This is a genomic window from Cryobacterium glucosi (assembly GCF_004402235.1).
Taxonomy (GTDB): domain Bacteria; phylum Actinomycetota; class Actinomycetes; order Actinomycetales; family Microbacteriaceae; genus Cryobacterium; species Cryobacterium glucosi.
The window spans coordinates 1-26372 of sequence record NZ_SOFS01000026.1 but is presented as its reverse complement, the minus strand read 5'-3'; the positions used below and the strand labels follow the sequence as shown (position 1 = coordinate 26372).

Genomic DNA, 26372 nt, shown 5'->3' with positions numbered 1-26372 from the left:
ATGACACCTTCCACTTCATTCGCTCCTACCACCGACTCATTGCGCCGGATTTCCGGCGAAGTCGACGGCATAGTGAAGCGGATCGTCACGGAGTCCCCTGGCGATCTCGACCGGGCCGCGGAGCGGATCCGCACCGCACGTCGGGTCTTCGTGCTCGGTGCCGGGCGCTCGGGCCTGGCCCTGCAGATGACGGCAATGCGCCTGATGCACCTGGGCCTGGATGTGCACGTGGTCGGCGAGGCGACCAGCCCGGCGATCACTGGCCAGGACGTGCTCCTGGTCGCAAGCGGCTCGGGAACGACGGCCGGAATCGTCCGCGCCGCTTCCACCGCGGCAGGCGTCGGAGCAGGCGTCGTCGCCATCACAACGGACCGGACCTCTCCTCTCGGGGAACTCGCGGACGTGATCGTCGTGATCCCGGCCGCAACGAAACAGGACCACGCCGGTGTTCTCTCTACCCAGTACTCCGGAGGACTGTTCGAGCAGTCGCTGGTCCTCGTCGGAGACGCGCTCTTCGACGCGCTTTGGAAGATGTCGGGCGCCACGGCGGAAGAGCTCTGGCCCCGGCACGCGAACCTCGAATAACACCCACCGAATGCCTCCCTGGGCCGCGACCGCGGTGCACCAGGAAGAACCCAGCACAACCGAAGTAAGGAATCAGCAATGAAACTGCAGGTCGCCATGGACGTCACCACTCTCGACGCCGCCCTCACCCTCGCCGCCCAGGTCGCGCCGCACGTCGACATCATCGAACTCGGCACCCCGCTCATCAAGAGCGAAGGGTTGCGCGCCGTCACCGCCATCAAGAACGCGCACCCCGACAAGCTCGTGTTCGCCGATCTGAAGACGATGGATGCCGGCGAGCTCGAGGCCGACCTGGCCTTCACCGCGGGAGCGGACTACGTGACCGTGCTCGGCACCGCCGGAGACAGCACGATCGTCGGTGCGGTCAAGGCCGCCACCGCTCACGGCAAGGGCATCGTCGTCGACCTGATCGGTGTGGCCGACAAGGTCACCAGGGCCCGTGAGGTCACCGGCCTCGGAGCGGTCTTCGTTGAGATGCACGCCGGTCTCGACGAGCAGGCGGAGCCTGGCTTCACCTTCCAGACCCTCCTCAACGACGGCGAGACCGCGAAGGTTCCCTTCTCCGTCGCAGGTGGCGTGAACCTGTCCACGATTCGGGGAGTCCAGCGCGCGGGCGCCACCGTTGCGGTCGCCGGGGGCGCCATCTACGGCGCCGCCGACCCCGCCGCCTCGGCCGCGGAGCTGCGCGCCGCGATCATCTAGGAGTCAGGCGAGCCACCGAGGGTTCATGCAGCCAGCGGTGGCAGCATGGGGCGAACGACGCGGTCACCACCGCATTCACGACAGAAGGAAGCCCGATGACGATCATCAAGATCAACGCGATTACTGTCCCAGCCGACAACGGCGATGAGCTGGCTCGCCGGTTCGCCGCCCGCGCAGGGGCCGTCGACGACGCCCCGGGCTTCGAAGGCTTCGAACTGCTGCAGCCGACCGACGATCGCACCACCTGGCTGGTCATCACGCGCTGGGCCGACGAGGAGTCCTTCCAGGCGTGGTCCACGTCGCCCGCCTTCGCGCACGGGCACCGCAGCGAGGCCCCGCAGGACGGGAAGCCCGCTGCGCGCCCGGTCGGTGTGAGCAGCGAGCTGTGGTCATACGCCGTTGCGGGTGGTTCTGCCAGCTGAGACGAGGGCCTCCGTCAGGAACCGCGACACGTCGTCGAGTTCTTCTGCGGAGATCGAGTGCGGCAGACCGGCATAGACCTTCTCGGTCAGGGTGCTGTGGCCGGGCAGCCAGGCGCTCGCCCGTGCTGTCGTCTCCGCGGAGATGACCCGGTCGGCATCTCCGTGGCCGAAGAACACCGGCGTGCGTGTGGCCGCAAGGACCTCATCGCCTGGGAGCGTGGCATCGAGGGTGAATCCCGAGAGGACGACCCCGGCGGGGAATCGCCCGGGAGCCTGGCGGAGAAGCTGGGTGACCATGAGTCCGCCCTGCGAGAAGCCGAGGGGAACGACGGGCGTGCCCGGGTGCACGTGGGCGTCCAGCCACGCGAGTACGGCATCCGCTGCCTCGATGACGGACTCTGCGCCCGGGCGCCCCGGCACAGTGATCGGGAACCAGGCGAACCCGCCGGTCGGCAGACCGAGCGGCGCACGCAGCGACACCCAGTCGAAAGCGTCGGGCAGGTAGGCGGCGAGGCTCGGCAGGTCGCCTTCGTGCGAACCGTAACCATGCAGAAGCAGCAGGAGCGGGCGGGTCGACGGGAGCGCGGGGTCGACGCCGTCGCGGCGGGCCGTGATCTCGATGGCGGGGCTCACGCCGAGGCCTCGCCGACGGTCAGGGTGACGCGGGTCTTCCAGGGGTCGTCGACGCGGATGCTGGTGCCGTCGTCGTGAAGCGGAATCGCGCGGTGGCGGAGTCGTTCGGCCACAGCATCGAGATCAGCGCGGCCGGGAACGGTGATCGCCACGTCGGCGAGGCCGAGGGTCGCGGCACGCGGACCGACGCCGCGGCTGTTCCAGACATTCATCGCCATGTGGTGGTGGTAGCCGCCGGCGCTCACGAACAGCGCGCCGGGGAAGTCGAGGGTCGTTTCGAAGCCGAGGGCGTCGACGTAGAAGCGCCGGGCCATCTCGAGGTCACCGACCTGGAGGTGAACATGGCCGACCTTGGCCGGACCGACGGCGGCTTCTCCCCCATCGGCGGGCAGATTCTTCTGCAAGAAGGCGCTCGGGTCGAGCGCAAGCGTGTCCATCTGGACCTGGCCGTTCTTGTAGACCCACTCCGACCGGTCCCTGTCGACGTAGAGTTCGATCCCGTTACCCTCAGGGTCGGTGAAGTAGAAGGCATTGCTGACGATGTGGTCGGCACTGCCGACGAAGCTCGAACGCTGGTCACGGGCGGCCTGGAGCACGGTCGCGGCCAGGCCGGCGCTCGTGTCGAACAGGATGGCGGTGTGGAAGAGTCCGGCCTGGCTGCGGGCGGGAACCGGCAGGCCAGGGGTGTGCTCGAGCACAACGAGCGGGGTCGTGCCGCGACCGAGCACGACGGTCGTGCCCTGCGCGCTGATCGGGTCGAGTGCCAACGCCTCGCGATAGTAGGAGGACATCAACGCGAGGTCGCCGACGCGCAGCGTGACGGCATCCATGCCTGTCGTCGCCGCGAGGAGGTCGCCTGTGGCGGCGCGGGATCCGGTGAGGTCAGTGGTCAGTGTCATGTTCGTCTCCTGCGGTCGCGTCGGGCTCACAAGTCATGCCCAACCCGCTTAGTTGAACCGACAACCAATACTCTAGCAGCATTACTTGAAGCGTCAAGTAAACTTTCCCGGCCACTCAGGAGACTCTCGAATTTGCGCTCAGCATCATATTTAAGTCTGAAAATTAAAGCTCGATAGCCCAAATAAAGTGAGCAGATCTCGCATTAGTGTTCGATTCGAGGTAGAATCGGGGTATGGCAGGAGCTTCGGATCCCCAGTCACACACCCCGCAGACACCCGGTTCCGGGGCTGCGGGTGATCAGCCCACCGCAGGAGTCAAGTCGGCCCATCCGGTCGCGGTTGTCGAGGGTTTCGAGGGCGCGGAGGGTTTGGCCGGGTCGGTGCATGCGGATGCTGTCGCCCGGCTCGCCGAGGCCCAGGCGGTTCTCGCCGAGGCCCTGGCCGCCATTCCGGTCGGGCTGCTCAGTGACACAGAAGCGGTCACGGCGCTGAGCACCGTGGAGGCGATCGGGCGGACGGTGGATGCGGCCCGGGTGAGCACGGCGACGGATGTGGACCGGAGGGCCCGGGTGCTCGGCCGGGAGGGCCTGGCCTGGCGGATGGGCTGCACGGGCCCGTGGGATGTCCTCACCCGGGTGACANCGGCCCGGGAAGTGAAGCGGCGCACGAAGCTCGGCGACGCGGTGTTGCCGCGGCCGTGCGGCGGGAGCAGCTGGTTGCCGCCCTTGTTCCCGACGGTCGGGGCCGCCCTGGCAGCGGGGGAGATCGGGGTGGAGACGGCGGAGTTGATCGTGGCGGGTTTGCAGGTGATCAGTCACCGGGTGGCGCCGGATGACCTACTCACGGCGGAGCGGGCCCTGGTCGCCACGGCGGCGGGCCTGATCACCCCGGAGACCGAGGATTTGGCCGGGGCCGGTGTCCCGGTGACGACGGACCTGATCCGGGGCATGGTCGCTCAGTGGCAGGCGGCCCTGGACCCCGACGGGGTCCTCCCAACCGAGGACCTGTTCGAAGCGAAGTCCAACATCGGCTTCGGCCAACTCAAGAACGGGCTCTACCCCGTCAAGGGCGGAGTCACGCCGGAACTGTTCGGGATCATGAACACGATGTTCGACGCCTTCCTGAGCTTCCATGCGAGGCCCGCGTTCCCCACCGCCGAGGAGCAGGCGCTGATGGATTCGGGGCAGATGATTCCCGGCGCCGAATCAGCGGGAACCGACGCCGACACGGGCCCGGATCTGGACGTGATCGAAGCAGAGCTCCGGGAGCGGCGCGCGGATACCCGCACGAGTGGGGAGAAACGCGCCGACATCCTCCGGGCCCTGTTCGAACACGCCGCCCGCGACACGGACACCCCGTCGATGGGCGGGTCGGCACCGACGGTGATGGTGCACGTGAACGCCGCCGACCTCGCCTCCGGGATCGGCGTCGGGTGGATCGACGGGGTTGAGGCCCCCGTGTCTTTGAAGACGGTGCACCAGCGCATCTGTGACGGCGGCTTCCAAGGGGTCCTGTTCGGCGAGCACAACGAGGTGCTCAAGCTGGGTCCGGAACGACGGTACTTCAACCGGGCGCAGCGCCGGGCGATCACCGCCCGGGACGGCGGCTGCATCATCCCCGGCTGCAAGGCGCCGGCGCACTGGGCCGAAGTGCACCATGTGAAGCCGTGGGCGCAGGACGGGCCCACGACCGTCGACAACGGTGTCCTACTGTGCTGGTTCCATCACCACAGCATCGATACCTCCGGGTGGGAGATCCGGATGGTGAAAGGCTCACCACAAGTCCGGGCCCCTGGGCTGATCGACCCGCTACGACTCTGGCGGCCGCCGAACAGGCACCGCGCCCACCAGGTACTCACCGGACCGCCCAACCGCGACTGAACACGTGATTCACCGGACCGTTCTGGCTCGCCTCCGCTCTATCCGTTCACGCGGCGTTGAGAGCGTTGACGAGAGCCGGGATCGCTGGAGTCAACTGGTCCAGATCCGACTCTGTCGAGGCATTCGTCGAAAGTCGCAGCCAGTTGACTCCGTCGAATGCGTCGAAGGTATAGCCGCCAGCCTCATTCGGAATCCGAGTCACAAGGTCAACCCCGGGGATTGACACGGTCTCGGCCCCGGTCTTCCGCGCGACATCCTCCTGCGCCCAGGATCCGCCCGGTAACAGGATGATACTGAAGGATTCAATCTGGCCAGCCGGAGCCGGCGACTGTGACCAGCTGCACGCGAATACGCCTGCGCTCCCGAGGGCCGCGTAACGTCCCTCGGCGGCTTCGCCGCTGGCAGTGTCAGCAGAAGAGACAGTGAGTCCGGGACTGGAAATGGCGTCCGTGACGTGTGCAGTATCCGACAGTGCGGCGCAATCCTCGCGTTTCCAGGCGCCACTCGGAGTGACGACGGCTACAGGCGTGCCCGCGGCCCGTGCGCGACCCGAGAACGTGGTGAGGAGCGTTGCAACTGCGGTCCGGGTGTCGTCATTGATCGTTCCGACCGCCGTGTAGACGACGGCGCTGAGCCAGTAACCACCATCGGTGGCACTGACCCGGCAGGACCCGGACTGCGCAGGGTCGACCACGTCGGCTCCGTAGCAGTAGACCTCATCCGGGTGAACGGTCGTCACCGAGGCAGCAGCCAAAACGACGGCACTGACGTACGCGCCCGTGAGGCTCTCATTTTCGGACCAGAGGCAGTCGATACCACCGCGTGCGGGCACCGCTGCCCAGGAGGGATCCAACACAAGCGAGACGGCCCTGGCCCTCTCCGAACTCGTCACGACCGCGCCAACGGCCGCGCTGACTTCGTCGACGGTGAAGAGTGCGTCGCACGTGCCGCCGAAGACACCGACCGGTCGGGTCTGCCCGGCGGGCACTGTTGTGGAAGCGGTCGGCGTCGGAGTCGTGGTTGACATTTCAGTGACCGGAGCAGCGCCCGGCGCGGTTGGCCCAGGTCCCGCACAGCCGGAAAGCAGAACCAGCACTGTCAAAGCCACGGCACACGCAGCGGAACCTGTTAGAGCACGCATGGCCATCCCCCAATGTTTGTGTCACCACCGTGCCCCCGCTTCTCCGCGGTCCTATTCTGAACCCTAATCGCTGCAGGGCGACAAAGGATACCGAGGTCAGCGGAAAGAATCAGGTGCTGACCTCCGGTGATCGGGTGATGTGCGACGGCAGGCAGGAGGGAGACGCAGGCGCGCTTCCGCTGTCAGGCGTGTGCCGAACTCAGGGGCACAGATCAGCGGCCCGCGAAGAGCCGGGACAGGAAGCCACCGGACGCCTGTTCGTTCTCGTGCCCGGGGCAGCGCTGCGACTTCGGCACTCCGCGCATGACCTGGTCGACATGTTGGCCACAGCCGGCCCAGGTGGTCTTCCCGCAGGTCTTACAGGTCTTGGCGTGGCACATCGGCAGCTCCTTCGTGGGTGAAAGCACTCACTATACCCCCATGGGTATTGAGAGTGCACGGTCCGCGGTATCCCGCGGGTGTAGTGTCAGAATCAGTCCCCCAATTACCCACGGGGGTATATGCCGGGTTGGCCGAATCGCTGTCCCGGCCGACGAAAGGCACCCCATGAAGATCGTTGTCGTAGGCGGGGTCGCAGCCGGCGCATCCGTCGCCGCCCGCGCCCGCCGTTTGGACGAGTTCGCTGAGATCGTCGTGCTCGAGCGCGGTCATCACGTCTCGTTTGCGAATTGCGGTCTGCCGTACCATGTGGGCGAAGTGATTGCTGATCGCAGCCGCCTGCTCCTGCAAACGCCGGAAAGTCTGCGCGAATCCCTCGACATCGACGTGCGGGTCGGACACGAGGTGCTGCGAATCGACCGTGCCGCGAAGACCGTCACCGTCCGCGAGGTCGACGGCGGCCGCAGGTACGAGGAACCTTATGACGAACTGGCGCTCTGCACGGGCGCCGAACCACTCCGCCCTCCCCTGCCGGGGATAGACCTGCCCGGCGTGCACGTGCTGCGCCGGATCGGCGACATGGACGCCATCAAGGCCCAACTGGATGCCGCGATCGCCCTCGCCGCGACGGGCGCCCGCGGACCCGTGCGCACCGTCGTGATCGGCGCGGGTTACATCGGCCTCGAAATGGCCGAGAACCTCAAGCACCGCGGCGCCTTCGTCGACGTCGTCGAGATGAGCGACCAGATCCTGCCGCCCCTCGACCACGAGATGTCCGTCCCCGTCGAACACCACCTCCGCAGTCGCGGCATCACCCTGCACCTGTCGACTGCGGCCGCCGCATTCGCGGCCCGCCCCGACGGCGGTCTCAACGTCGAGCTCACGGACTCGACCGTCCTGGCGGCCGACCTGGTGATCCTCTCCGCCGGGGTGCGCCCGAACACCACGCTCGCGAAGGCGGCCGGGCTCGAGCTCGGCGCCCGCGGCGGGATCACGGTGGACACGCACATGCGCACCTCCGACCCGCACATCTGGGCAGCAGGTGACTCCGTCGAAACGCCGCACACCGTGCTGCCGGGGCGCTGGCTGGCCCCGCTCGCCGGACCCGCGAACCGCGAAGCCCGGGTCGCCGCCGAGAACATCTGCGGCCGCAACACCGAATACCGCTCAACCCAGGGCACCTCGATCGTGAAGATCTTCGACATGGTCGCCGGCGGAACGGGCGCCACCGAACGGCAACTCCTCGCCGCCGAGGTCCCGTACCGGGCCGTGCACGTGCACCCCTCCGGCCACGCCGGCTACTACCCCGGCACCGCGATGATGCAGCTCAAGGTCCTCTTCGCCCCCGACACCGGGCGCATCCTCGGCGCGCAGGCCGCCGGCTTCGACGGCGTCGACAAGCGCCTCGACGTGCTCGCGACCGCCCTCCGCGGTGGCCAGACCGTCTACGACCTCGAGGAGCTCGAGCTCGCGTACGCTCCCCCGTTCGGTTCCGCGAAGGACCCGGTGAACATGGCCGGCTTCGTCGCGAGCAACGTGCTCCGCGGCGACCTCACCCTCTGGTACGCCCAGGACTACCCGGAAGCGACTGCCGGGGCTCGGCTCATCGACGTGCGCACCCCGGAGGAATTCTCGATCTGGCACCTGCCGGGCGCCGAGAACGTGCCGCTCGGAAGCATCCGCCTCGAATGCGAGCTCTGGGACCGCACCGGGCCGCTGCGCCTGTACTGCGCTGTCGGGTTCCGCAGTTACCTCGCCTACCGCGCGCTCGTGCAACGCGGGTTCACGGATGTCGCCACTCTCTCCGGCGGGTCGGACACCTTCCGGTCGTGGCACGAGGTCGAGCCCGAAAGCGACGAACCCCCGCTGCCGATGACCACCTACGCCGAAGCAGCCGAGTTCACGGCCGCTGCAACGAAGGCCGCCGCGCAGGCCGCCCTGCTCGCCAACGGCACCGGCGTGCAGGTCGACCTGGACTGCTCCGGACTCGCCTGCCCCGGCCCGATCATGAAGCTGTCCGAGAAGATGAAGACGCTGGATGCCGGCGACGAGGTTGTCGTGCACGTGTCCGACCCCGGGTTCGCCAGTGACGCTCCCGCCTGGGCCAGGCGGAACGGACACGAGCTCGTCGCCATTTCGCCGGAGGGCCCTGGCTACGTCGCGACCATGCGGAAGGGCGGGGCCGCTCTGGCGACCCGGCCTGCGGCATCCGTCGGCATCGTGAGCTCGCCGACACCCAACAAGACCTCCTTCGTGGTGTTCTCCGGCGACCTCGACAAGGTGCTGGCCGCCTTCATCATCGCCAACGGGGCGATCGCGATGGGCGAAGAGGTCTCGATGTTCTTCACGTTCTGGGGGCTCAACTCCCTGCGCCGCACGGACCCGCCCAAGCGGGAGCGCAAACTGATGGACAAGATGTTCGCCACCATGATGCCCTCGAGCGCGGGCAGCATGCCGCTGTCGCAGATGAATATGCTCGGTGCCGGTGCGGCACTGATCAAGAAGGTCATGCGGGACAACTCGGTCTCGTCGCTGCCCGATCTCATCACGTCCGCGCAGGCCGGCGGGGCGCGCCTGATCGCGTGCACGATGACGATGGACCTGCTCGGGATCGCTCCGACCGACCTGATGGACGGCGTCGAACTCGGCGGCGTCGCGACCTTCCTCGGGGAGGCGGCCGAGTCGACGACGACGCTGTTCATCTGATCGGGTCAGAACGCGCATCCGCCCGGCCAGCAGAAACAGGCTGACCGGGCGGAGGACGTACGTGCTCTGCGGTTACAGGATGAAGAGCATCTCCTGGTAGGTCGGGAGCGGCCACAGGTCGTCCGCGACGATCTCTTCGAGGGCATCTGCGGCGGCGCGGACCGCGGACATCGCCGGAAGCAGCGCGTCGCGAGCGTGCTCGGCCTCGCCGAGTGCGGTCTCTTCCGATCCGCCGGCCAGCGCGTCCCGGAGCACGGCGAGCGCGGACCGGAGCTTGGTGATCGGGGCGGACACCTCGCTCAGTGCGGCGTGGTCGGGTTCAACGCCGGCGGCCGTGAGGGCGCCGATGTTGATCGCGAGTTCGGTCTGGTGACGCACGGCGGCGGGGAGGATGACCGTCGCCCCCATCTCGAGCGTGAGGCGCGCCTCGACACCGATGGTGAGAGCGTACTGTTCGAGGCCGATCTCATAACGGCTGTGCATCTCGCGGTGGTTGAAGACCCTGTACTTGTCGAACAGGTCCATTGCCGACTCGGTGATGAGTTCGGGCAGCGCGTCGAGGGTCGTGCGCAGGTTTGCGAGCCCGCGCTTCTCCGCCTCGATCGGCCAGGCATCCGAGTACCCGTCGCCGTTGAACACGACAGCGCCGTGGTCGGTGATGATCTGGGTGAGCAGGCTCTGCACGGCGGTGTCGAAGTCGGTGCCACCGGCGACGGCGGCCTCGAGCTCGGTCGCTGCGTAGTCGAGCGATTCGGCCATGATCGTGTTGATCGTCACCATCGGGCCGGCGACGGTCTGCATCGAACCGGGGGCACGGAACTCGAACCGGTTCCCGGTGAACGCGAACGGGCTCGTACGGTTGCGGTCGCCCGGGTCGGTCGGCAGCACCGGGAGCGTGTCGACGCCGATCACCATCGAGCCCTTGTCCTTGGACGAGGTTGCCGGGCCCTGGGCGATCTGCTCGAAGACGTCCGCGAGCTGGTCGCCGAGGAAGATCGAGATGATCGCCGGCGGGGCCTCGTTGGCGCCGAGGCGGTGGTCGTTGGTCGCGGAGGCGACCGAGGCGCGGAGAAGTCCGGCGTACTTGTGCACCGCGCGGATGACGGCGGCGCAGAACACCAGGAACTGGGCGTTGTCGTGCGGGTTGTCTCCCGGGACGAGAAGGCTGCCGAGCTCGTTGTTGCCGAGCGAGAAGTTGACGTGCTTGCCCGAGCCGTTGACGCCCTGGAAGGGCTTCTCGTGGAACAGGCAGGCCATCCCGTGCTTCTTGGCGACGGACTTGAAAGTCGTCATGAGCAGCTGCTGGTGGTCGGCGGCGATGTTTCCGCGCTCGAACATCGGCGCGATCTCGAACTGGCCGGGGGCGACCTCGTTGTGCCGGGTCTTCGCGGGGATCCCGAGCTTGAAGAGCTCCCGCTCGGTGTCCATCATGAAGCCGAGCACCCGCTCGGGGATGGCGCCGAAGTAGTGGTCGTCGAACTCCTGGCCCTTGGGCGGCTTCGCGCCGAACAGGGTACGGCCGGAGTTGAGCAGGTCGGGGCGGGCGAGGAAGAAGTGCCGGTCGACGAGGAAGTACTCCTGCTCGGGGCCGCAGAACGAGACGACGCGGGCAGGATCGGTGTGCCCGAAGAGGCGCAGGATGCGTTCGGCATGTTCGCCCATCGCCTGCTGCGAGCGCAGCAGCGGGGTCTTGTGGTCGAGCGCTTCGCCGGTCATCGAGACGAAGACCGTCGGGATGCAGAGGGTGTTGCCGTTCGGGTTCTCGAGCACGTATGCCGGGCTCGTCACGTCCCAGCCGGTGTACCCGCGAGCCTCGAAGGTGTTGCGCAGGCCGCCGTTGGGGAAGCTCGATGCGTCGGGCTCGCCCTGCACGAGGGTCTTGCCCGCGAATTCGGCGAGCGCCGTGCCATCGCCGACGGGCTCGAAGAAGCTGTCGTGCTTCTCCGCTGTCAGCCCGGTGAGCGGGTAGAAGACGTGGGCGTAATGGGTCGCACCCTTTTCGAGCGCCCAGTCCTTCATCGCGGATGCGACGGCATCCGCTACGAGCGGATCGAGCCTGGCGCCGTTTTCGATCGTCGCCATCACGGACTTATAGACGGATTTCGGCAGCCGCTTCTGCATGACGACCTTGTTGAAGACGTTTTCGCCGAAGATCTCTCCCGGCGTCTCAGTCGCCGTATAGCTCGGGGCCGGAGGAACATAAGCCCTTACATCCCTGATCGCTTGACGGCGGGCGCTGTTTCCACTCATGAATACCCCTTTGCTACGGCATGCTGCTCCGCGACTAGGTGCGGATTCGGATGCGCCTAAATCTAGGGAGGTCGCGTGGCGAGGATGTTTCCGATGAATGACGGTTTCAGTCACCAGAACCCCGCGCCGGCCTCTCTTCCAGATTAAACCTGTCCGAAACACTGCATTGACTCGCCGAAACGCGACGCGTTTATGTTGGACGCATGTCCGATAAAACTGCCACGGCGACTGCAGCCCCGGAAACCGCCATCGGGCGGCCGCTGCTCTCGATCCAGAACCTGTCCATCTCCTTCCGGACCGCCCAGGGGGTGTTCACCGCGGTCTCCGACGCGAACCTCGAGCTGTCCGCACGGTCCACGCTCGCCGTCGTCGGCGAGTCGGGCTCGGGCAAGTCGACGATGTCCGCGGCGATCAACCGCCTGCTCGCACCGAACGCGACCATCACCTCCGGGAAAATCCTCTTCAACGGCGTCGACCTCGCCCACGCCTCCGAGGCGCAGATGGCCGGGGTGCGCGGGGCCGGCATCGGCCTCGTGCCGCAGGACCCGATGTCGAACCTCGACCCGGTCTACCGGATCGGCCACCAGATCACCGAGGCCCTCGAGGCGCATGGCGCAACGCCTTCCGCCGCACGCATCCGGGCGATCGAGCTGCTCAGGATGGTCGGAATCCCCGAGCCCGAACGCCGCTTCCGGCAGTTCCCGCACGAATTCAGCGGCGGCATGCGTCAGCGCGTGCTCATTGCGATCGGGCTCGCCTGCCGCCCACAGCTCCTCATTGCTGATGAGCCGACGAGTGCCCTCGACGTCACCGTGCAGCGGCAGGTCCTCGACCAGCTCTCGGCACTGACGGAGGAAATGGGCACAGCGCTCTTCATGATCACGCACGACCTCGCCCTCGCGGCCGAGCGCGCCGACGAGGTGCTCGTCATGTTCCGTGGCAGCATCGTCGAGCATGGCCCGGCACGCCAGATCCTGGAGGATCCCCAGCACGAATACACGAAGCGCCTGCTCCTGGCGGCGCCGAGCCTCGCCGTGCGCCGCGGGGAGACGCGGGCGGCGACGCCCTACGCGACGCATCAGGCCGCAGGAACGGGCCATGTCGATAACATCATCGAGCTCTCCGAGGTACGCAAGGAGTTCGTCGTGCGCAGCGGGTTCCTGTCGCGCCCGCAGCGGTTCGTCGCCCTCGCCGGCTCGACCTTCAGCATCCCCCGCGGCAGCACCGTCGCGATCGTCGGCGAGTCCGGCTCGGGTAAGTCGACGACGACGAGACTCGTGCTCGGGCTCGACGCACCGACCTCCGGGTCGATCACCTTCGAAGGCGCCGAGACAAGCGGCTTCACAAAAAAGAAACTCCTCGACTTCCGTCGCCGGGTCCAGCCGGTGTTCCAGAACCCGTTCGCCTCGCTCGACGCACTCTTCACGGTCGGCGCGACCATCGTCGAACCCCTCGTCGTCCACGGTTGGGGCACGAAGGAATCCCGGGCTGTCCGGCTGCTCGAACTACTCGACGCGGTCGCCCTCCCCGCAGAGACCGCAGACCGCTACCCGCACGAACTCTCCGGTGGCCAGCGCCAGCGCGTCGCCATCGCACGCGCGCTCGCGCTGCGGCCGGAACTCATCGTGCTCGACGAGGCGGTGTCCGCCCTCGATGTTCTCGTGCAGGCGCAGATCCTCGACCTGCTGATGCGACTCCAGCATGAATTCGGCCTGAGCTACCTGTTCATCAGCCACGACCTCGCCGTCGTGCGGCAGATCAGCGACTTCGTGCACGTGATGCGGAACGGCGTCATCGTGGAGAGCGGCACCCCGGAGGAGATCTTCGACTCGCCCCGGGAGTCGTACACGCGGGAGCTGCTCGCCGCGATCCCCGGCGCCCGCATCGCGAGCTGACCCCCGCCGGACCAACGAAGCGGCGCCCGGACACAGTCCGGGCGCCGCTTCCTGTTGTGCTGCCGGCGACTCAGCGGCGGGTGGCCTTCACGTCGAGGGCGTCCCGCAGGCCGTCGCCGATGAAGTTGATCGCGAGCACGATCGTGAGCATCGCGAACCCGGGGGCCGCGGCGATCCACGGCTGATAGAAGTTCTTGGCGCCGTCGGTGATCATCGCACCCCACTCCGGCGTGGGCGGCAGGGCGCCGAGGCCGAGGAAACTCAGCGAGGCGACCAGCAGGATGACCTGGCCGAGGTCCATGGTCGCGTTGACCAGGATCGGCGTCAGCGACTGCGGCACGATGTGCCGGAACAGGATCCGTGGACCGCTCGCCCCGATCGCCACGGCCGATTCGACGTGCTCCCGCTGCTTGATCGAGAGCACCTGACCGCGCATCAGCCGGGCATAGATCGGCCACCAGACGATCACGATCGCGATCAACGCGTTGTTCAGGCCGGGGCCGAGCGAGGCGGCGACCGCCATCGCGAGCAGGATCGCGGGGAATGCCATCGTCATGTCCGCGATGCGCATGATCACGGCATCCACCCAGCCGCCGAAGTAGCCGGCCACGGCGCCGAGCACGCTGCCGATCGTCACCGAGACGACGATCGCGACCGCGGCGATCGGGAGCGAATAGCGGGCACCGTAGAGGGTGCGGCTGAAAACGTCGCGACCGAGCGCATCCGTGCCGAACCAGTGCGTCCCGCTGGGCGCGAGCAGCCGTTCGCCCACCTGTTTGATCGGGTCGTACGGCGCGATCCACTGCACGCCGACGGCGGCGACGATCCAGAAGGCGAGCACGACGTAGCCGAAGATCATCGGTGGGCGCAGCCAGGCGGATGCCGACCCGCGCTTCCACAGGTCGCGGGCGTTTCCGGCCAGGCTGGGCAACGAGATCGCGGTCATGCGAGCCTCACTCTCGGGTCGACGACGGCGTACACGATGTCGGTGGCCAGGCTGGCCAGGAGGAAGATGGCACCGCCGACGAGGGTGACCCCGTTGATGGCGGGGTAGTCGAGGGTGCGGGTGGCGCCGACGGCGTACGAGCCGATCCCGTTCCAGGAGAAGATCTGCTCCACGAGCACGGCACCGGTGAGCAGCGCGCCGAACGCGAAGCCGACGATGGTGACGACCGGGGTGAGCGAGTTGCGCAGCACATGATGCCGCATCACGAACCCGTCACTGAGGCCCTTCGCGCGCACGGTGCGCACGTAGTCCGCGTGCATCTCATCGAGCATCGAGGCGCGGACCAGCCTGCTGATCGTGCCGACCAGCCCCCAGCCCAGGATGAACGCCGGGAGGATCAGGTGGCTGACCGCGTCGAGGAAGAGCGGAATATTGCCGGCGAGCAGTGAGTCCACCGTGTAGAAGCCAGTGACGTTCGCGGGAGGTTCGATCCTGGCCGAAAGCCGGCCGGGGCCGGGGAGAACGCCGAGCTGGGCGTAGAAGACGAAGAGGAAGACGAGGCCGGTCCAGAAGACCGGGAGGGACGATCCGAGCAGGGAGAAGAACCGGCTCAGGTGGTCGGCGAAGCGGTCCTTCCGGCTCGCCGAGATCACGCCGAGGGCGATGCCGCCGAGTGTGCCGATCAGGAGGGCGACGATCGTGAGCTCCATCGTGGCCGGAAGACGGCTGAGCAGGTCGCTCGTCACGCTCGATTTGGTGCTGAAGGAGGTGCCGAGGTCGCCCTGGAAAAGGTGACCGAGATAGTTCAGGTACTGCGTGAAGAGGTCCTGGTCGAGGCCCCAGCGCGCCTTGGCGGCGGCGACGATCTCGGGATTGTTGAGGTTGCGTTCGCCGACGAGCGAGGCGATCGGATTCGCCGGCAACAGCCGCGAGATCACGAAAGCGATCGTCACGATGCCGAGCAGGAGCAGCGGCAGGATGGCGATCCGTTTGAGGATGAAGCGAAGCATCTGGAACTCCGTAAAGTGCGGGGCGACGGTACAGTGCGGGGCGACGGTACAGGGCGACAGTGCGGGGCGTGGACCGGGTCCGCGCCCCGCACTGTCGCTGGGCAGTGGCTTACTTCGTGAGCCCGAGCGCCCCGAGGTCGACGTTGCAGCACGGGCTGTACGTCACCCCCGTGATGTCGCTCGCGTGGGCCATGATCAACTGCGGATTGACGATCGGCAGGATATTGACGTCGTCGGCCATCAGTTGGGCGAGCGCCTGGTAGCTCGCCGTGCGCTCCGCTCCGGTCTGGGCGAGCGCAGTCGTGAGCCCGTCGACCTCGGCCTGGTTGACCGTCTTGCCGGCCAGAGAGGCGAAGTTGGCGACGTATCCGCCGTTCGGGATCAGGCCGAAGTACTGCACGTACTGGCTCGAGTCCGTGTGGTCAGGGGCGAAGTACACGGCCGTGATCGGGGTTCCTTTGCCGCCGATGACGTCGGCCCACTGGCTGAAGTCGACCGGCGTCAGTTCGAGCGTGATGCCGACCGAAGCGAGGTTCTGCTGGATGGCCTGCATCTGCAGGTCGAGGTCGACGCCGTATGCAACGATCTTCGGGTACGTCGAGCTGATCGTGAAGCCGTCCGGGTAGCCGGCCTCTGCGAGCAGTGCCTTCGCCTTCGTGACGTCGTAGCTCGGCAGGGCGACCTTCTCACTTCCCTCGAAGCCGTTAGGGATCGGAGAGCCCTGCAGCTTCCCGTAGCCTGCGACGAGGGTCTTGACGATGTTGTCGTAGTCGATGGCGTCCTTGATCGCCTCCCGCACCCGGACATCGGCGAGGGGAGCCCCGCCCTCTGCACCTGGCATCAGGGCGATGTATGTGTAGTTGAACGAATCGACGGCCGCCGTCGTGACCGTCGGGGTGTTCTTGAGCTGGTCCAGGGCGTCTGGGCTGATCTGCATGGCGATGTCGACGTCACCTTGCTGGAGCTGCTGGAGCTGCGAGCTCGAGTCGGTGACCTCCTTGAGCGTCACGGTGTCGAAGGTCGGCTTGGTGCGCCAGTAGTTCGGGTTCGCCGTGAGCTTCACGGCACTGTTGGCCGTATAGCTGTCGAGGATGTACGGGCCGCTTCCCGCGGAGTTGGAGAGGAACCAGTCTTCTGCGGTGTCCGCAGTCGACGCGTCGGCCGCGGCGGATGCACCGTGCTCGCTGGCGACGTCACTGTTCACGATGCCCAGGTACGACGCCGCGACGATCGCGAGGAACGCGGAGTTCGGCGCCGCGAAGTTGACGACCACGGTCTTCGCGTCGGGGGTGTCGATCGAGGACATGCCCGCGAGCAGGTAGGAGGCGCTGCCCTTGATGTTGGCGAGGCGCTCCAGGCTCCACTTGACGTCCTTCGGCTCGACGGGCGAGGCGTCCGAGAAGGTCGCCGCTGGGTCGAGTCCGAAGGTGAACTGGGTGTTGTCGGCGTTCGCGGTGAAGGTCGAGGCCAGCCCGGGCTGAAGGGTCTTCGAGTCCTCTGGACTCACGATCACGAGCCGGTCGTAGAGTGCCGTGAAGACGATCTGGCAGGTGTCGCAGTAGCCGCGGTCGGGGTCGAGGGTCGTCAGGTCCATCGCCCTCGCGATCACGAGATCGTGTTTCGCGACAGCCGTCGTGGCCGCTCCGACGCTGCAGCCGGTCAGCAGCAGGGTTGCGGTCGCGGCCATCGCGACGAGGGAGCGCCATTTGAAGCGGGTGGAGCGTTGTTTCGTGTGCACGTGAGTCTCCTCTGTTGGTTGCGGACCCGGCCGTCCCGCCGGTTCTCAAGGTGGCTGCAGCGTCGGAGCCTGGGTGCTGATGGTGGAAGGGTGGCGATGGTGGCAGCTGAACGGGTCAGTCGAACGGGTCAGCCGAACAGGGCGCGCGTCTCGGCGAACGCGTCGTCGGTGCGCTCGAGCGCCCACGCGACATCCGTTTCGGTGTGCGCGGTGGAGAGGAACCAGTTGTGCGCGGGGTGCAGCAGCACGCCGCGCCGGACCGCCGCGTCGGTGAAGGCCGCGGCTGTCGCGAGGCTTTCGTCGTCCTCGAAGCGCAGGAACGGCATCACGGGCGGCCCGCTCTGGAAGACCGTGAAGCCGTGCGCGGCGGCCTGGCTCTGAAGTCCGTCGCGCAGGAGCTGGCCGACCCGGTTCATCTGGGCGGGGGTGTCGGTCGCCTTGAGCAGGCCGATGTTGGCGATCGCGGCCGCCATCGCTGCACCCGCGTACCAGAACGATCCGGTCGCGAAGATGTCGGCGGCCGACTGCCGGAGGGAGTCGATGCCGACGACCGACGAAATCGCGTAGCCGTTCGCCATTGCCTTGCTGAAGGCGGTGAGGTCTGGATCGATGCCGAGCGGTTCCCACGCGCCGCCGGTGTGCAGTCGGAAGCCGGTGCGGACCTCGTCCATGATCAGCACGGCGCCGATCCGGTCGGCCAGCGCCCGCACTCCCCTGGCGAAGGCCGGGTCGACGATGTACTGGTCTGTGGAGCCGGGGGCGTCGTGCCGGAATGGAGAGAGGATGATCGCCGCGGCATCACCGCCGGCTTCGGCTGCGGCAGCCTCGAGCGAGGCGAGGTCGTTGAACTCGAAGTCGATGATGTTTGCGCGGTCCTCCGGCGTGCTGCCGAGCGGGTTCGGATTGAACCAGGCATTCGCGCCGTGGTAGGCCGTGCCGCCCTTGAGCAGCTTCTTCCGACCCGTCGCCGCCCGGGCGATCGTGACCGCGAGACTCGTGGCGTCGGTGCCGTTCTTGGCGAACATGGCCCAGTCGGCGTGTGCGACGGTGTCGACCATCAGTTCGGCGAGCTCGACCATGCGTGCGGTCGGGCCACCGAGGGCGTCGCCGCGCTTCTGCTGGGCCAGCGCTGCCGCGTCGACGACCGGGTTCGCGTAGCCGGAGATCATCGGGCCGAAGGAACACATGAAGTCGAGATATTCGTTTCCGTCGACGTCCCAGAGGCGGTTGCCCTTGCCCTCCGCATAGAACTGGGGGAACCCCGACGGCATCAGGGTCACGTTCATGTGCCCGTACATCCCGCTTGGGATGACCTTCCCCGCGCGGGCTCGCAGGGCGGCGTCAAGGGGCAGTTCGATCTGTTGTGGTGCTGTGATGGTCATCCCTGGCTCACTTCCTCGTCTGTGCTGTCCTCACAGTTTTTATGACACGCGTCCGAAATAAGTTTCTGCCCTGTTACAAGCGAGTAAATTAACTCATGCGTCCAAAAACCGGGGACTCGCCGATGGGTTCCCGCAGTCGACTGGGGCGAACGAGGAAGAGACACAACACATGCCGAAGATTGTCGACCACGAGGAACGGCGCGCTGAGGTGCTCGAGGCCACCTGGCGGGTGATCGCGACCCGCGGACTTGACGCGGCCACGGTGCGCCAGATCGCGAAGGAAGCCGGCGTTTCGAGCGGCGTGCTCGCCCACTATTTCGCAGACAAGGACGACATCCTCGTTCAGGCCCACCGCCTGGCCTATGACCGGGTCTTCCGCCGCGTCGAGGAGGAGATCGGCCGGTCAACCGGGATCGAGGCACTCAGGGCCACGCTGTATGAGACGCTGCCGATGGACGAGAACCGGCGGATCGAGGCCGTCATCGACATCAGCTACATCGGCAGGGCACTCAACGATCCCCGCCTCAAGCTGGTCCGGCAGGAGTCCGCGCAGGTCGCTCGGGACTGGTGGCTCGGGGTGCTGACGTCGACCGCGGCGGGCGGGCACCTGGCCGTCGACACGAATCTCGGACTGCTCGTCGACCAGATCCTGGTGTTCATCGACGGGATCTCGCTGCAGTCGGTACTGTTCCCCGACCTGATGACTCCGGAGCTTCAGAAGCAGCTCGCCGACGACCTGATTGCCCGCATCCGGGCCTGAGCCCACGCGGCAAGACGCTAGGCTCGCTTTATATTGGACGCTCGTCCGATAATAATGCGACCGAACGGAGCGCCCCATGCCGCCGACCCGGCTCCCCAGGATCACTCTCAATACCGGGGCGACGACCCCGCAACTCGGTTTCGGCGTCTTCGCGATGGACGACGAGGCGACCGCTCGTGCGGTCGAAGCGGCCATCGCCGCCGGGTACCGCTCGATCGACACGGCCGCCGTCTATCTCAACGAGCGCGGCGTCGGTATCGGCATCCGCCGGAGCGGTATTCCCCGCGGGGAGCTCTTCGTCACGACGAAACTCTGGAACACGCACCACCTGACCGCGGGCGAGGAAGCCAGGAACAGCCTCGATCGCCTCGGACTCGACTACGTCGACCTGTATCTGGTGCACTGGCCGGTGTCCTCCGTCGGAACTCACCTGCGGGCCTGGGACGGCCTCGAAGACGTCAACCGCTCCGGTGCCGCGCGGTCGATCGGCGTCTCCAACTTCTCGCGGGAGCAGGTCGAGGAGGTGATCGCGCTCGGCGGGACGGTCCCGAGCGTGAACCAGATCGAACTGCACCCCCTGCACTCACAGCCGGAGCTGCGCGCCTTCCACGCCGAGCGAGGCATCGTGACCCAGGCCTGGTCGCCGCTCGGCCGCGGCCTCGCCCTCGGCACATCCGAGATCGCCTCGATCGCGCGGGCGCACGGGGTCACGGAGGCGCAGGCGATCCTGCGCTGGCACCTGCAGCTCGGTACCGTTCCCCTGCCCAAGTCGGCGTCCGCCGACCGGATCAGGGAGAACATCGACATCCTCGGCTTCGAACTCGACGCAGAAGACATGGCGACCATCGACTCTCTCTCTGTCGGCCGTCGCGTTGACGAGTCGTACTACGAGTGGGCATGACCGCGTCCGCGCACCCGGGCGAACTGCTCAGCCGGGGTCACCGCCTGCGGTACGTGTTCATCCTCGGCGCCCTGACCGCGCTCGGGCCGTTCACGATCGACCTGTACCTGCCCGCCTTCCCCGCGGTCGCGGCGGCACTGCACACCTCCGAGTCGGCCGTGCAGATCACCCTCGCGGCCACGACCATCGGCCTCGCCGTCGGCCAGCTCGTTGTCGGCCCCTGGAGCGACGTCATCGGTCGGCGCCGGCCGCTCATCGTCGCGACCCTCGTCCACGTCCTCGCGTCTCTTGCCTGCGCGTTCGCCCCGAACGTCGAGGCGCTGACGGCCTTCCGCTTCCTGATGGGCGCGGCGGCGGCGGCCGGCGGCGTCGTGTCGCTCGCGCTCGTGCGTGACCTCTTCTCCGGAATCCCGATGCTCAGGATGCTGTCCCGGCTCGGCATGGTCAACGGGCTCGCCCCGATCGTCGCGCCGATCCTGGGTTCGCAGTTGCTGCAGTGGATCGACTGGCGGGGTATTTTTGTGGTGCTCGCCGCATACGGTGCGGTGATCGCCCTCGCTTCGGTGATCGGCATCCGGGAAACCCTGCCGATCGAGAACCGGATCCAGTCGGGCATCCGTGCGCTGCCGGGTCGGATGGGCAGGCTGCTCCGGGACCGCCGCTACCTCGGACTCGCCCTGGTCGGCGGTTTCGTCTGGGGAGGCGAGTTCGCCTACCTCGCCGGTTCACCGTTTCTGTTCCAGGGCGTCTACGCGTTCTCGGTAGCGCAGTACGGGCTGTTGTTCTCGGTGAACGCCCTCGGCTTCGTGCTCGGCACCCAGCTCGGGGCGCGCCTTGCCGGCAGGCTGGCCCCGCAGTGGCTACTGGCCCTCAGCACGACCGTGCTCGTGGTGTCCGCCCTGGTGATCTGCACCGCAGCCGTCTGGGGCTGGGGGCTTCCGCTCGTCGTCATCCCGCTCTGGTTCTCGATCATGGCCGTGGGGGTCTGCATTCCCTGCGTGCAGGGCCTCGCCCTCGCACCCCACGGGGCGGAGTCCGGACTCGCGGCGTCGCTGCTCGGCGCGATGAACTTCACCGTCGCGGGAATCGTCACTCCGCTGGTCGGGGTGTTCATCACCGGTGACGCACTCGGAATGGGAGCGGTCATGCTCGCCTGCGCCGGCTTCGCGAGCGCGGCCCTGTGGTGGCTCGTGCGGCCGCGATCTGTGCCGGCCCTCGCCCGCTGACCCATTCGACGGAGTTCGGCAGGGCGGGTTCAGGCGACTGCGTTAAGATTCACGGGTGTCCCCCGCAGCCTCCCGCCTCCGCATCGCCCTCGTCTCCCTGCACACCTCGCCGGGTGACGAGCCTGGATCCGGGGACGCCGGCGGCATGAACGTCGTGGTGCGCCAGCAGGCGGAGGCCATGGCCGCTGCCGGCCACACCGTCGACATCGTGACCCGCCGGTCCTCGGCCACACTTCCGGACGCCGTCGTCCTCGCACCGCGACTCACCCTCCGCTTCCTTCAGGCCGGTCCGGCGAAACCCATCAGCAAGGGGGCGCACGAGGCGGTCATCGACGAATTCCGGGTCGGCCTGGCCGCCCTCGGCGACTACGACGTGATCCACTCGCACCACTGGTTCTCCGGCATGGCCGCGCTCCCGCTCGCCCAGGGCCGCGGCATCCCGCACGTGCAGAGCTTCCACAGCATCGCCGCAGACCCCTCGACACCGCTCTCGGCCGGCGAACGGCCGGAGTCACCGGGGCGGATGCGCGGCGAAGCCTGGCTCGCCCGCGAATCCGACGCCCTCGTCGCGATCAGCAACGCCGAGGCCGACACGATCGTGACCAGGCTCGGCGGCTCGCCCGAGCGGATCTTCGTGGTCTCCCCCGGCGTCGACGCCGAGCTCTTCCACCCGGCGCCGGGCATCCGCGCTGCTGAGCAGGACCCCGGCTACGCGATCGTCGCCGCCCGCCTGCAGCCGCTCAAGGGACTCGACCTCGCGGTCGAGGCGATAGCGGCGGTCCCTGCGGCACTCCGGCCGGAGCTCATCATCGCGGGCGACGCCTCCGGCGACTTCGACGGCTATATCGATGGCCTCCGTGACCTCGCCGAACGGAACGGGATAGCCGACACCGTTCGATTCCTCGGCCCGCAGACCCGCGCCGATCTCGCGGCGCTGTTCCGCGACGCCAGGGTCGTGTTGATCCCCTCCCACTCGGAGACTTTCGGCCTGGTCGCCCTCGAGGCGGCAGCGAGCGGAGTGCCCGTCGTCGCCTCGGCGTCAGGGGGCCTCCGCGAAGCCGTGCTCGACGGCGACACCGGGATCGTGCTCGGCTCCCGCGACCCGCAGGCCTGGGGCGCGGCGATCACGACCCTGCTCGGCGATCCCGACCTCGCCCGCCGGCTGTCCGTCGACGCCCGCGCCCGCGCCGAACGCCTCGACTGGCCGCGCAGCGCGCGGGGTCTTCTGGACGTGTACCGGGGCTTGCGCGAGCCGTGCTCCGCGGACGAGTACGACGACCGACGCGGGCTGCGGATCGCGTGAGCATCCTCGACGGCCTCCCGGTCGTCCTGCTCGTGCACGCGCACCCCGACGACGAAACCCTCACCACCGGAGCCCTCGCAGCCGAACTCGTCGCGCGCGGCACCCGGGTGTCGCTCCTGACCGCCTCCCGTGGCGAGCGCGGCGAAGTCGTCGCCGGGCCGCTGTCCGGGCTCGAGGGCACCGCGGCGCTCGCACGCGTTCGCGAGGACGAGCTGGACAGAGCCACCCAGGTCCTCGGGATCGCCGACCGATTCTGGCTCGGCCAGGCTCCCGCGCGCGCCGAAGGACGGCCGCCGCGCCGCTACCGTGACTCGGGCATGAGCTGGATCCGGGAGGGACTCGCCGGTCCGGCCGCGGACGCCGACGCCGATGCCCTCTATGTCGCTCCCCTCGACGAGGTCACGGCCGATGTCGTGGCGCTCATCGGGCACGTGCGGCCCGCCCTCGTGATCAGCTACGACCACGGCGGTGGTTACGGCCACCCCGACCACGTGCGCATGCACGAGGCGGCCCGTGCGGCATGCCTCGCCGGGCAGACCCCCTTCGCCGAGATCGTGCTCGATCCGGCAGCGGATGCCGAATGGCTCGACCTCGAGGCCCGTCGCGCCGTGACGACGGCCGCCCTGCGCTGCTACCGGAGCCAGCTCACGGTCACCGGCGACGGCCTGCATCTTGTGCATTCCGGTGGCCAGCATGAGGCGATCACGACGTCGATCGGGTTGCGCGCCCGCTGAGGTGTCGATTCGGGGCGTGCTCGCTCGTCATTGTGGTGTCAGTATCACAACGACGAAGGGAAGTCTGATGCGTTACTCATTGCTCGTGATCAGCCAGGAAGCCGAAGACGCCAACATCAGCGACGAGATGATGGAATGGGGACGCGCGGCCTTCGATGCCTATGGGAAGTCGCTCGACGCCGCCGGGGTACTCATCTCGGCCGACATCCTGCAGCCCGTGTCCGCGTCGACGACCGTCACCGTGCGCGACAGCGCGCTCCGGGTGCAGGACGGCCCGTTCGCGGACACCAAGGAGCGCCTCAACGGCACCTTCGTGATCGAGGTGCCAGACCTCGATGCGGCAATCGCATGGGCCGAACAGTGCCCCGCCGCCCAGTACGGGGCTGTCGAGATCCGTCCGTCGGCAATCATCTTCCGGGACGGAGCATGGCGCGGCCAGGAATGACCGCAGCGGGCGCGCACGACGCAGCCGCCGCGGGCGCAGCCACGGACGCAGCCAGGGACACGGCCAGGGCGCGGGCGGAATCCGTCGCCCGGGAGTCCTACGGCCGGCTGCTCGCGCTGATCGCGGCGCCGGGCGGCGACATCCCGTCCGCCGAAGATGCCCTTGCGGATGCCTTCCTCGAGGCGCTGACCCGGTGGCCGGCGGCCGGCATTCCCGGCAACCCCGAGGGGTGGCTGCTCACGGTGGCGCGCAATCGTCTCCGCGACCGCTGGAAGTCCACCGCCGTGCGCCGAACCGTGCCGCTCGACCCGACCGTGCTGTTCGGACTCTCTGGGTCGCTCGATCCGCCCGCACCGCTCTCGCTCGACGACGTCGACCCCGATGAGATCCCCGACAAGCGCCTTGAACTGCTTTTCGTCTGCGCGCACCCGGCGATTGATCCCGGCATTCGCACGCCCCTGATGCTGCAGACGGTGCTCGGTTTCGACGCGGCCCGGATCGCGGTGGCCTTCTCGCTGCCCGAATCCACGATGGCGCAGCGCCTCGTGCGGGCGAAGCGGCGGATTCGGGACGCGCGGATCCCCTTCACCGTGCCGGGGCTGAGCGAACTCTCCGGGCGGCTCCCCGCGGTGCTCGAGGCGATCTACGGCGCCTATGCGATCGACTGGCAGGGTGTTGCCGGGCCGAGTGTGCGTGAGTCGCTTGCGGCGGAGTCGCTGTACCTCGCGACCGTGCTCGCGGCCCTGCTTCCGCGCGAGCCCGAGGTGCTCGGCCTTGCCGCGCTGCTGTCGTTCTCGCTGTCCCGGGCACCGGCACGCGCCGCACCGGACGGATCAACGATCGCCCTCGACGACCAGGATCCGGCCAGGTGGGATCGCGAGCTGATCCGGCAGGGGGAAATGCTGCTCCGGCGGGCCCACGGTTTCGACCGGATCGGACGATTCCAGGTGGAAGCGGCCATCGAGTCGGTGCACTGCGACCGGGCTCGCTCGGGCGAGACCGACCGGCCGGCGCTTCTGGCCCTCTACGGCGCGCTCGTGCGGATCGCGCCCACCCTCGGCGCCCGGGTGGCGCTCGCGGCGACCGTCGGCGCGGTCGAGGGATCAGCGGCCGGACTGGCCGCTCTCGATTCCGTCGCCGTGCTGCCGGGCGCCGATGGTTTCCAACCGGCCTGGGCGACCCGCGCACACCTGCTCGCCCAGGCCGGCCGGGTGAGGGATGCCCGGGTCGCCTACCAACGGGCGATCGCGCTGTGCGCCGACGCCGGCATCCGTTCGCGCCTGCAGGAGCAGTGCGCGCTGATCGGCGCGGCCTGATCGGCAGGGGCTGATCGGCACGGGCTGACGGCTCGGCTCAGGCCGATTCCGGCTCGGGCTCTGGCTCACGGACGGGGTGCATGAACGGTTCAAGGGCCGAGAGCGTGCGGTCCATCGCCGTGCCGAGCCGGGCGACCTGCCCCGCGGTGATCGGCTCCTGCCGCGTCGCCGCCGCCTCGATCTCGGCGCAGACGGCGGCGAGGGCGCTCGCGCCGACCGTCGCGCTGCTCCCGCGGAGGCGGTGCGCCAGCTCCACCACGTGCTCGTGGTCGAGGGCTTCGATCCCGGCGCTGATCGCGCGCAGCCTGCTCTCGCCCTGGCCGGCGAAGCTCCGGAGCAGCCAGCCCTTGGTTTCCGCGCCGACGTCGTCGAGATAGCCGAGGACTTCGTAGTCGATCACGGCATCGTCAGGACGGGAAGCGATGGGGGCTGCATCCGGGCAGTCGCCGAGAACGGTTCCCGCCCCCGTCACCGTTGCCAGCGTCTCCGCGAGTTCGGCCGGCCGGATCGGCTTGGTGAGGTAAAGGTCCATGCCCGCCTCGAGGCACGCCTGCCTCGCCTCCGTGGTCGCACTCGCGGTGAGAGCGATGATCACGGGCTGGCGGATGCTGTCACCGAGACCCCGGATCCGGCGCGCGGCCTCGAGGCCGTCCATGACGGGCATGTGCACGTCCATCAGCACGACGTCGTACGCGACGGCTCCGACGGCCTGCACGGCCTCGAGCCCGTCGCTCACGGTGTCGACGCGGTGGCCGCCGCGCGCGAGCATCAACTGAGCGACCTTCTGGTTGATGACGTTGTCCTCGGCGAGCAGGATGCGCAGCCCCGGGGTGGGGGGAATCGGCGAGGATCGACCGGGCAGAGTGGACGGGTCTGCCGGCCCGGACCCCGGGCGTTCCCGCCCGGCACTCTCGTGGGTCGCGGCGTCATCCCGGCGTCGGCGCTCGGGGCGACCGCTGCTCAGCCAGTCGACGCCGGTCGCCGCTCGCCGCTCCGGGCGAGCGGCGAGCGGCCAGGCGATGGTGAATGCGAAGGTGGAGCCGACCCCGACGGTACTCGTCACCTCGATCCGCCCCCCCATGATCTCGACCAGGGCCTGACTGATCGCCAACCCCAGACC

23 protein-coding genes are annotated in these 26372 nt (G+C 68.2%); 13 read left to right on the top strand and 10 right to left on the bottom strand.

The window, feature by feature from the left end; genetic code table 11:
* The 3 genes from hxlB (at position 1) to E3O46_RS12755 (ending at position 1709) form a co-directional block, all read left to right on the top strand.
* Positions 1-585, top strand: a complete 585-nt coding sequence (hxlB, locus tag E3O46_RS12765) for a 6-phospho-3-hexuloisomerase (protein ID WP_134561805.1) — start codon at positions 1-3, stop codon at positions 583-585.
* 78 nt (positions 586-663) lie between these two features.
* On the top strand, positions 664-1287 hold the full coding sequence (gene hxlA, locus E3O46_RS12760; protein ID WP_134558723.1) for a 3-hexulose-6-phosphate synthase: 624 nt from the start codon (positions 664-666) through the stop codon (positions 1285-1287).
* 95 nt (positions 1288-1382) lie between these two features.
* Positions 1383-1709: an antibiotic biosynthesis monooxygenase family protein gene (locus tag E3O46_RS12755; RefSeq protein ID WP_134558722.1), complete on the top strand. Its 327-nt coding sequence runs from the start codon at positions 1383-1385 to the stop codon at positions 1707-1709.
* Here E3O46_RS12755 and E3O46_RS12750 read toward each other — a convergent pair.
* Together E3O46_RS12750 and E3O46_RS12745 are read right to left on the bottom strand one after the other, a co-directional pair.
* Positions 1677-2342, bottom strand: a complete 666-nt coding sequence (locus E3O46_RS12750) for an alpha/beta hydrolase (protein ID WP_241987413.1) — start codon at positions 2340-2342, stop codon at positions 1677-1679. The two genes, E3O46_RS12755 and E3O46_RS12750, sit on opposite strands and share 33 nt — an antisense overlap.
* Positions 2339-3241: a VOC family protein gene (locus E3O46_RS12745; RefSeq protein ID WP_134447183.1), complete on the bottom strand. Its 903-nt coding sequence runs from the start codon at positions 3239-3241 to the stop codon at positions 2339-2341. Before E3O46_RS12745 ends, E3O46_RS12750 begins: the two co-directional genes overlap by 4 nt.
* A gap of 233 nt (positions 3242-3474) precedes the next feature.
* Between E3O46_RS12745 and E3O46_RS12740 the strand changes: the two genes are divergently transcribed.
* Positions 3475-5121, top strand: a complete 1647-nt coding sequence (locus tag E3O46_RS12740) for an HNH endonuclease signature motif containing protein (protein ID WP_134561804.1) — start codon at positions 3475-3477, stop codon at positions 5119-5121.
* Between the two features lie 46 nt (positions 5122-5167).
* On the opposite strand, the gene E3O46_RS12735 is transcribed toward E3O46_RS12740, so the two are convergent.
* Positions 5168-6148, bottom strand: a complete 981-nt coding sequence (locus tag E3O46_RS12735) for a hypothetical protein (RefSeq protein WP_134561803.1) — start codon at positions 6146-6148, stop codon at positions 5168-5170.
* Between the two features lie 326 nt (positions 6149-6474).
* The gene (locus tag E3O46_RS12730; RefSeq protein ID WP_134447189.1) at positions 6475-6642 is read right to left on the bottom strand and encodes a hypothetical protein; all 168 of its coding nucleotides are present in this window, start codon (positions 6640-6642) and stop codon (positions 6475-6477) included.
* Between the two features lie 166 nt (positions 6643-6808).
* Between E3O46_RS12730 and E3O46_RS12725 the strand changes: the two genes are divergently transcribed.
* A complete protein-coding gene (locus E3O46_RS12725) occupies positions 6809-9346 on the top strand; it encodes an FAD-dependent oxidoreductase (RefSeq protein WP_134561802.1) in 2538 nt (845 codons plus the stop codon).
* A gap of 72 nt (positions 9347-9418) precedes the next feature.
* Here the strand turns inward: E3O46_RS12725 and E3O46_RS12720 are convergent, their stop codons facing one another.
* Positions 9419-11596, bottom strand: coding sequence for a glutamine synthetase III family protein (locus E3O46_RS12720; RefSeq protein ID WP_134447193.1), 2178 nt, complete (start codon positions 11594-11596; stop codon positions 9419-9421).
* Positions 11597-11799: 203 nt separating this feature from the next.
* On the opposite strand from E3O46_RS12720, the gene E3O46_RS12715 reads away from it, so the two are divergent.
* Positions 11800-13491, top strand: coding sequence for a dipeptide ABC transporter ATP-binding protein (locus E3O46_RS12715; RefSeq protein ID WP_134561801.1), 1692 nt, complete (start codon positions 11800-11802; stop codon positions 13489-13491).
* A 70-nt stretch (positions 13492-13561) separates the two neighbouring features.
* Here the strand turns inward: E3O46_RS12715 and E3O46_RS12710 are convergent, their stop codons facing one another.
* The 4 genes from E3O46_RS12710 to E3O46_RS12695 all read right to left on the bottom strand — a co-directional run bounded on the left by E3O46_RS12710 (position 13562) and on the right by E3O46_RS12695 (position 18567).
* Positions 13562-14437 (bottom strand): ABC transporter permease, encoded by an 876-nt coding sequence (locus E3O46_RS12710; RefSeq protein ID WP_134447197.1) that lies wholly within the window; start codon positions 14435-14437, stop codon positions 13562-13564.
* On the bottom strand, positions 14434-15447 hold the full coding sequence (locus E3O46_RS12705; RefSeq protein WP_134558716.1) for an ABC transporter permease: 1014 nt from the start codon (positions 15445-15447) through the stop codon (positions 14434-14436). The genes E3O46_RS12710 and E3O46_RS12705 overlap by 4 nt, the downstream gene beginning before the upstream one ends.
* A gap of 109 nt (positions 15448-15556) precedes the next feature.
* On the bottom strand, positions 15557-17185 hold the full coding sequence (locus tag E3O46_RS12700; RefSeq protein ID WP_134558715.1) for an ABC transporter substrate-binding protein: 1629 nt from the start codon (positions 17183-17185) through the stop codon (positions 15557-15559).
* 128 nt (positions 17186-17313) lie between these two features.
* Entirely contained in the window at positions 17314-18567 is a 1254-nt protein-coding gene (locus tag E3O46_RS12695; RefSeq protein WP_174774822.1) for an aminotransferase class III-fold pyridoxal phosphate-dependent enzyme, read from the bottom strand.
* 169 nt (positions 18568-18736) lie between these two features.
* On the opposite strand from E3O46_RS12695, the gene E3O46_RS12690 reads away from it, so the two are divergent.
* The 7 genes from E3O46_RS12690 to E3O46_RS12660 all read left to right on the top strand — a co-directional run bounded on the left by E3O46_RS12690 (position 18737) and on the right by E3O46_RS12660 (position 25252).
* Positions 18737-19327, top strand: coding sequence for a TetR/AcrR family transcriptional regulator (locus E3O46_RS12690; RefSeq protein WP_134561800.1), 591 nt, complete (start codon positions 18737-18739; stop codon positions 19325-19327).
* Between the two features lie 76 nt (positions 19328-19403).
* On the top strand, positions 19404-20228 hold the full coding sequence (locus tag E3O46_RS12685) for an aldo/keto reductase (RefSeq protein ID WP_134561799.1): 825 nt from the start codon (positions 19404-19406) through the stop codon (positions 20226-20228).
* Positions 20225-21454 (top strand): multidrug effflux MFS transporter, encoded by a 1230-nt coding sequence (locus tag E3O46_RS12680; protein ID WP_134447207.1) that lies wholly within the window; start codon positions 20225-20227, stop codon positions 21452-21454. The genes E3O46_RS12685 and E3O46_RS12680 overlap by 4 nt, the downstream gene beginning before the upstream one ends.
* A gap of 55 nt (positions 21455-21509) precedes the next feature.
* The gene (locus E3O46_RS12675) at positions 21510-22757 is read left to right on the top strand and encodes a glycosyltransferase (protein WP_241987412.1); all 1248 of its coding nucleotides are present in this window, start codon (positions 21510-21512) and stop codon (positions 22755-22757) included.
* A complete protein-coding gene (locus E3O46_RS12670) occupies positions 22754-23491 on the top strand; it encodes a PIG-L deacetylase family protein (RefSeq protein WP_134561798.1) in 738 nt (245 codons plus the stop codon). The genes E3O46_RS12675 and E3O46_RS12670 overlap by 4 nt, the downstream gene beginning before the upstream one ends.
* Positions 23492-23558: 67 nt before the next feature.
* Positions 23559-23936, top strand: a complete 378-nt coding sequence (locus tag E3O46_RS12665; protein WP_134558712.1) for a YciI family protein — start codon at positions 23559-23561, stop codon at positions 23934-23936.
* Positions 23933-25252: an RNA polymerase sigma factor gene (locus E3O46_RS12660; RefSeq protein WP_174775133.1), complete on the top strand. Its 1320-nt coding sequence runs from the start codon at positions 23933-23935 to the stop codon at positions 25250-25252. Before E3O46_RS12665 ends, E3O46_RS12660 begins: the two co-directional genes overlap by 4 nt.
* 37 nt (positions 25253-25289) lie before the next feature.
* On the opposite strand, the gene E3O46_RS12655 is transcribed toward E3O46_RS12660, so the two are convergent.
* Positions 25290-26372, bottom strand: a 1083-nt coding sequence (locus E3O46_RS12655; RefSeq protein ID WP_134561797.1) for a response regulator, incomplete at its 5' end; no start/stop codon positions are given.

Coding starts and splice junctions, on each gene's coding strand:
- hxlB (WP_134561805.1), top strand. CDS start 1: ATGACACCTTCCACTTCATTCGCTCCTACCACCGACTCATTGCGCCGG.
- hxlA (WP_134558723.1), top strand. CDS start 664: ATGAAACTGCAGGTCGCCATGGACGTCACCACTCTCGACGCCGCCCTC.
- E3O46_RS12755 (WP_134558722.1), top strand. CDS start 1,383: ATGACGATCATCAAGATCAACGCGATTACTGTCCCAGCCGACAACGGC.
- E3O46_RS12745 (WP_134447183.1), bottom strand. CDS start 3,241: ATGACACTGACCACTGACCTCACCGGATCCCGCGCCGCCACAGGCGAC.
- E3O46_RS12735 (WP_134561803.1), bottom strand. CDS start 6,148: ATGTCAACCACGACTCCGACGCCGACCGCTTCCACAACAGTGCCCGCC.
- E3O46_RS12730 (WP_134447189.1), bottom strand. CDS start 6,642: ATGTGCCACGCCAAGACCTGTAAGACCTGCGGGAAGACCACCTGGGCC.
- E3O46_RS12725 (WP_134561802.1), top strand. CDS start 6,809: ATGAAGATCGTTGTCGTAGGCGGGGTCGCAGCCGGCGCATCCGTCGCC.
- E3O46_RS12720 (WP_134447193.1), bottom strand. CDS start 11,596: ATGAGTGGAAACAGCGCCCGCCGTCAAGCGATCAGGGATGTAAGGGCT.
- E3O46_RS12715 (WP_134561801.1), top strand. CDS start 11,800: ATGTCCGATAAAACTGCCACGGCGACTGCAGCCCCGGAAACCGCCATC.
- E3O46_RS12710 (WP_134447197.1), bottom strand. CDS start 14,437: ATGACCGCGATCTCGTTGCCCAGCCTGGCCGGAAACGCCCGCGACCTG.
- E3O46_RS12705 (WP_134558716.1), bottom strand. CDS start 15,447: ATGCTTCGCTTCATCCTCAAACGGATCGCCATCCTGCCGCTGCTCCTG.
- E3O46_RS12695 (WP_174774822.1), bottom strand. CDS start 18,567: ATGACCATCACAGCACCACAACAGATCGAACTGCCCCTTGACGCCGCC.
- E3O46_RS12690 (WP_134561800.1), top strand. CDS start 18,737: ATGCCGAAGATTGTCGACCACGAGGAACGGCGCGCTGAGGTGCTCGAG.
- E3O46_RS12685 (WP_134561799.1), top strand. CDS start 19,404: ATGCCGCCGACCCGGCTCCCCAGGATCACTCTCAATACCGGGGCGACG.
- E3O46_RS12680 (WP_134447207.1), top strand. CDS start 20,225: ATGACCGCGTCCGCGCACCCGGGCGAACTGCTCAGCCGGGGTCACCGC.
- E3O46_RS12665 (WP_134558712.1), top strand. CDS start 23,559: ATGCGTTACTCATTGCTCGTGATCAGCCAGGAAGCCGAAGACGCCAAC.
- E3O46_RS12660 (WP_174775133.1), top strand. CDS start 23,933: ATGACCGCAGCGGGCGCGCACGACGCAGCCGCCGCGGGCGCAGCCACG.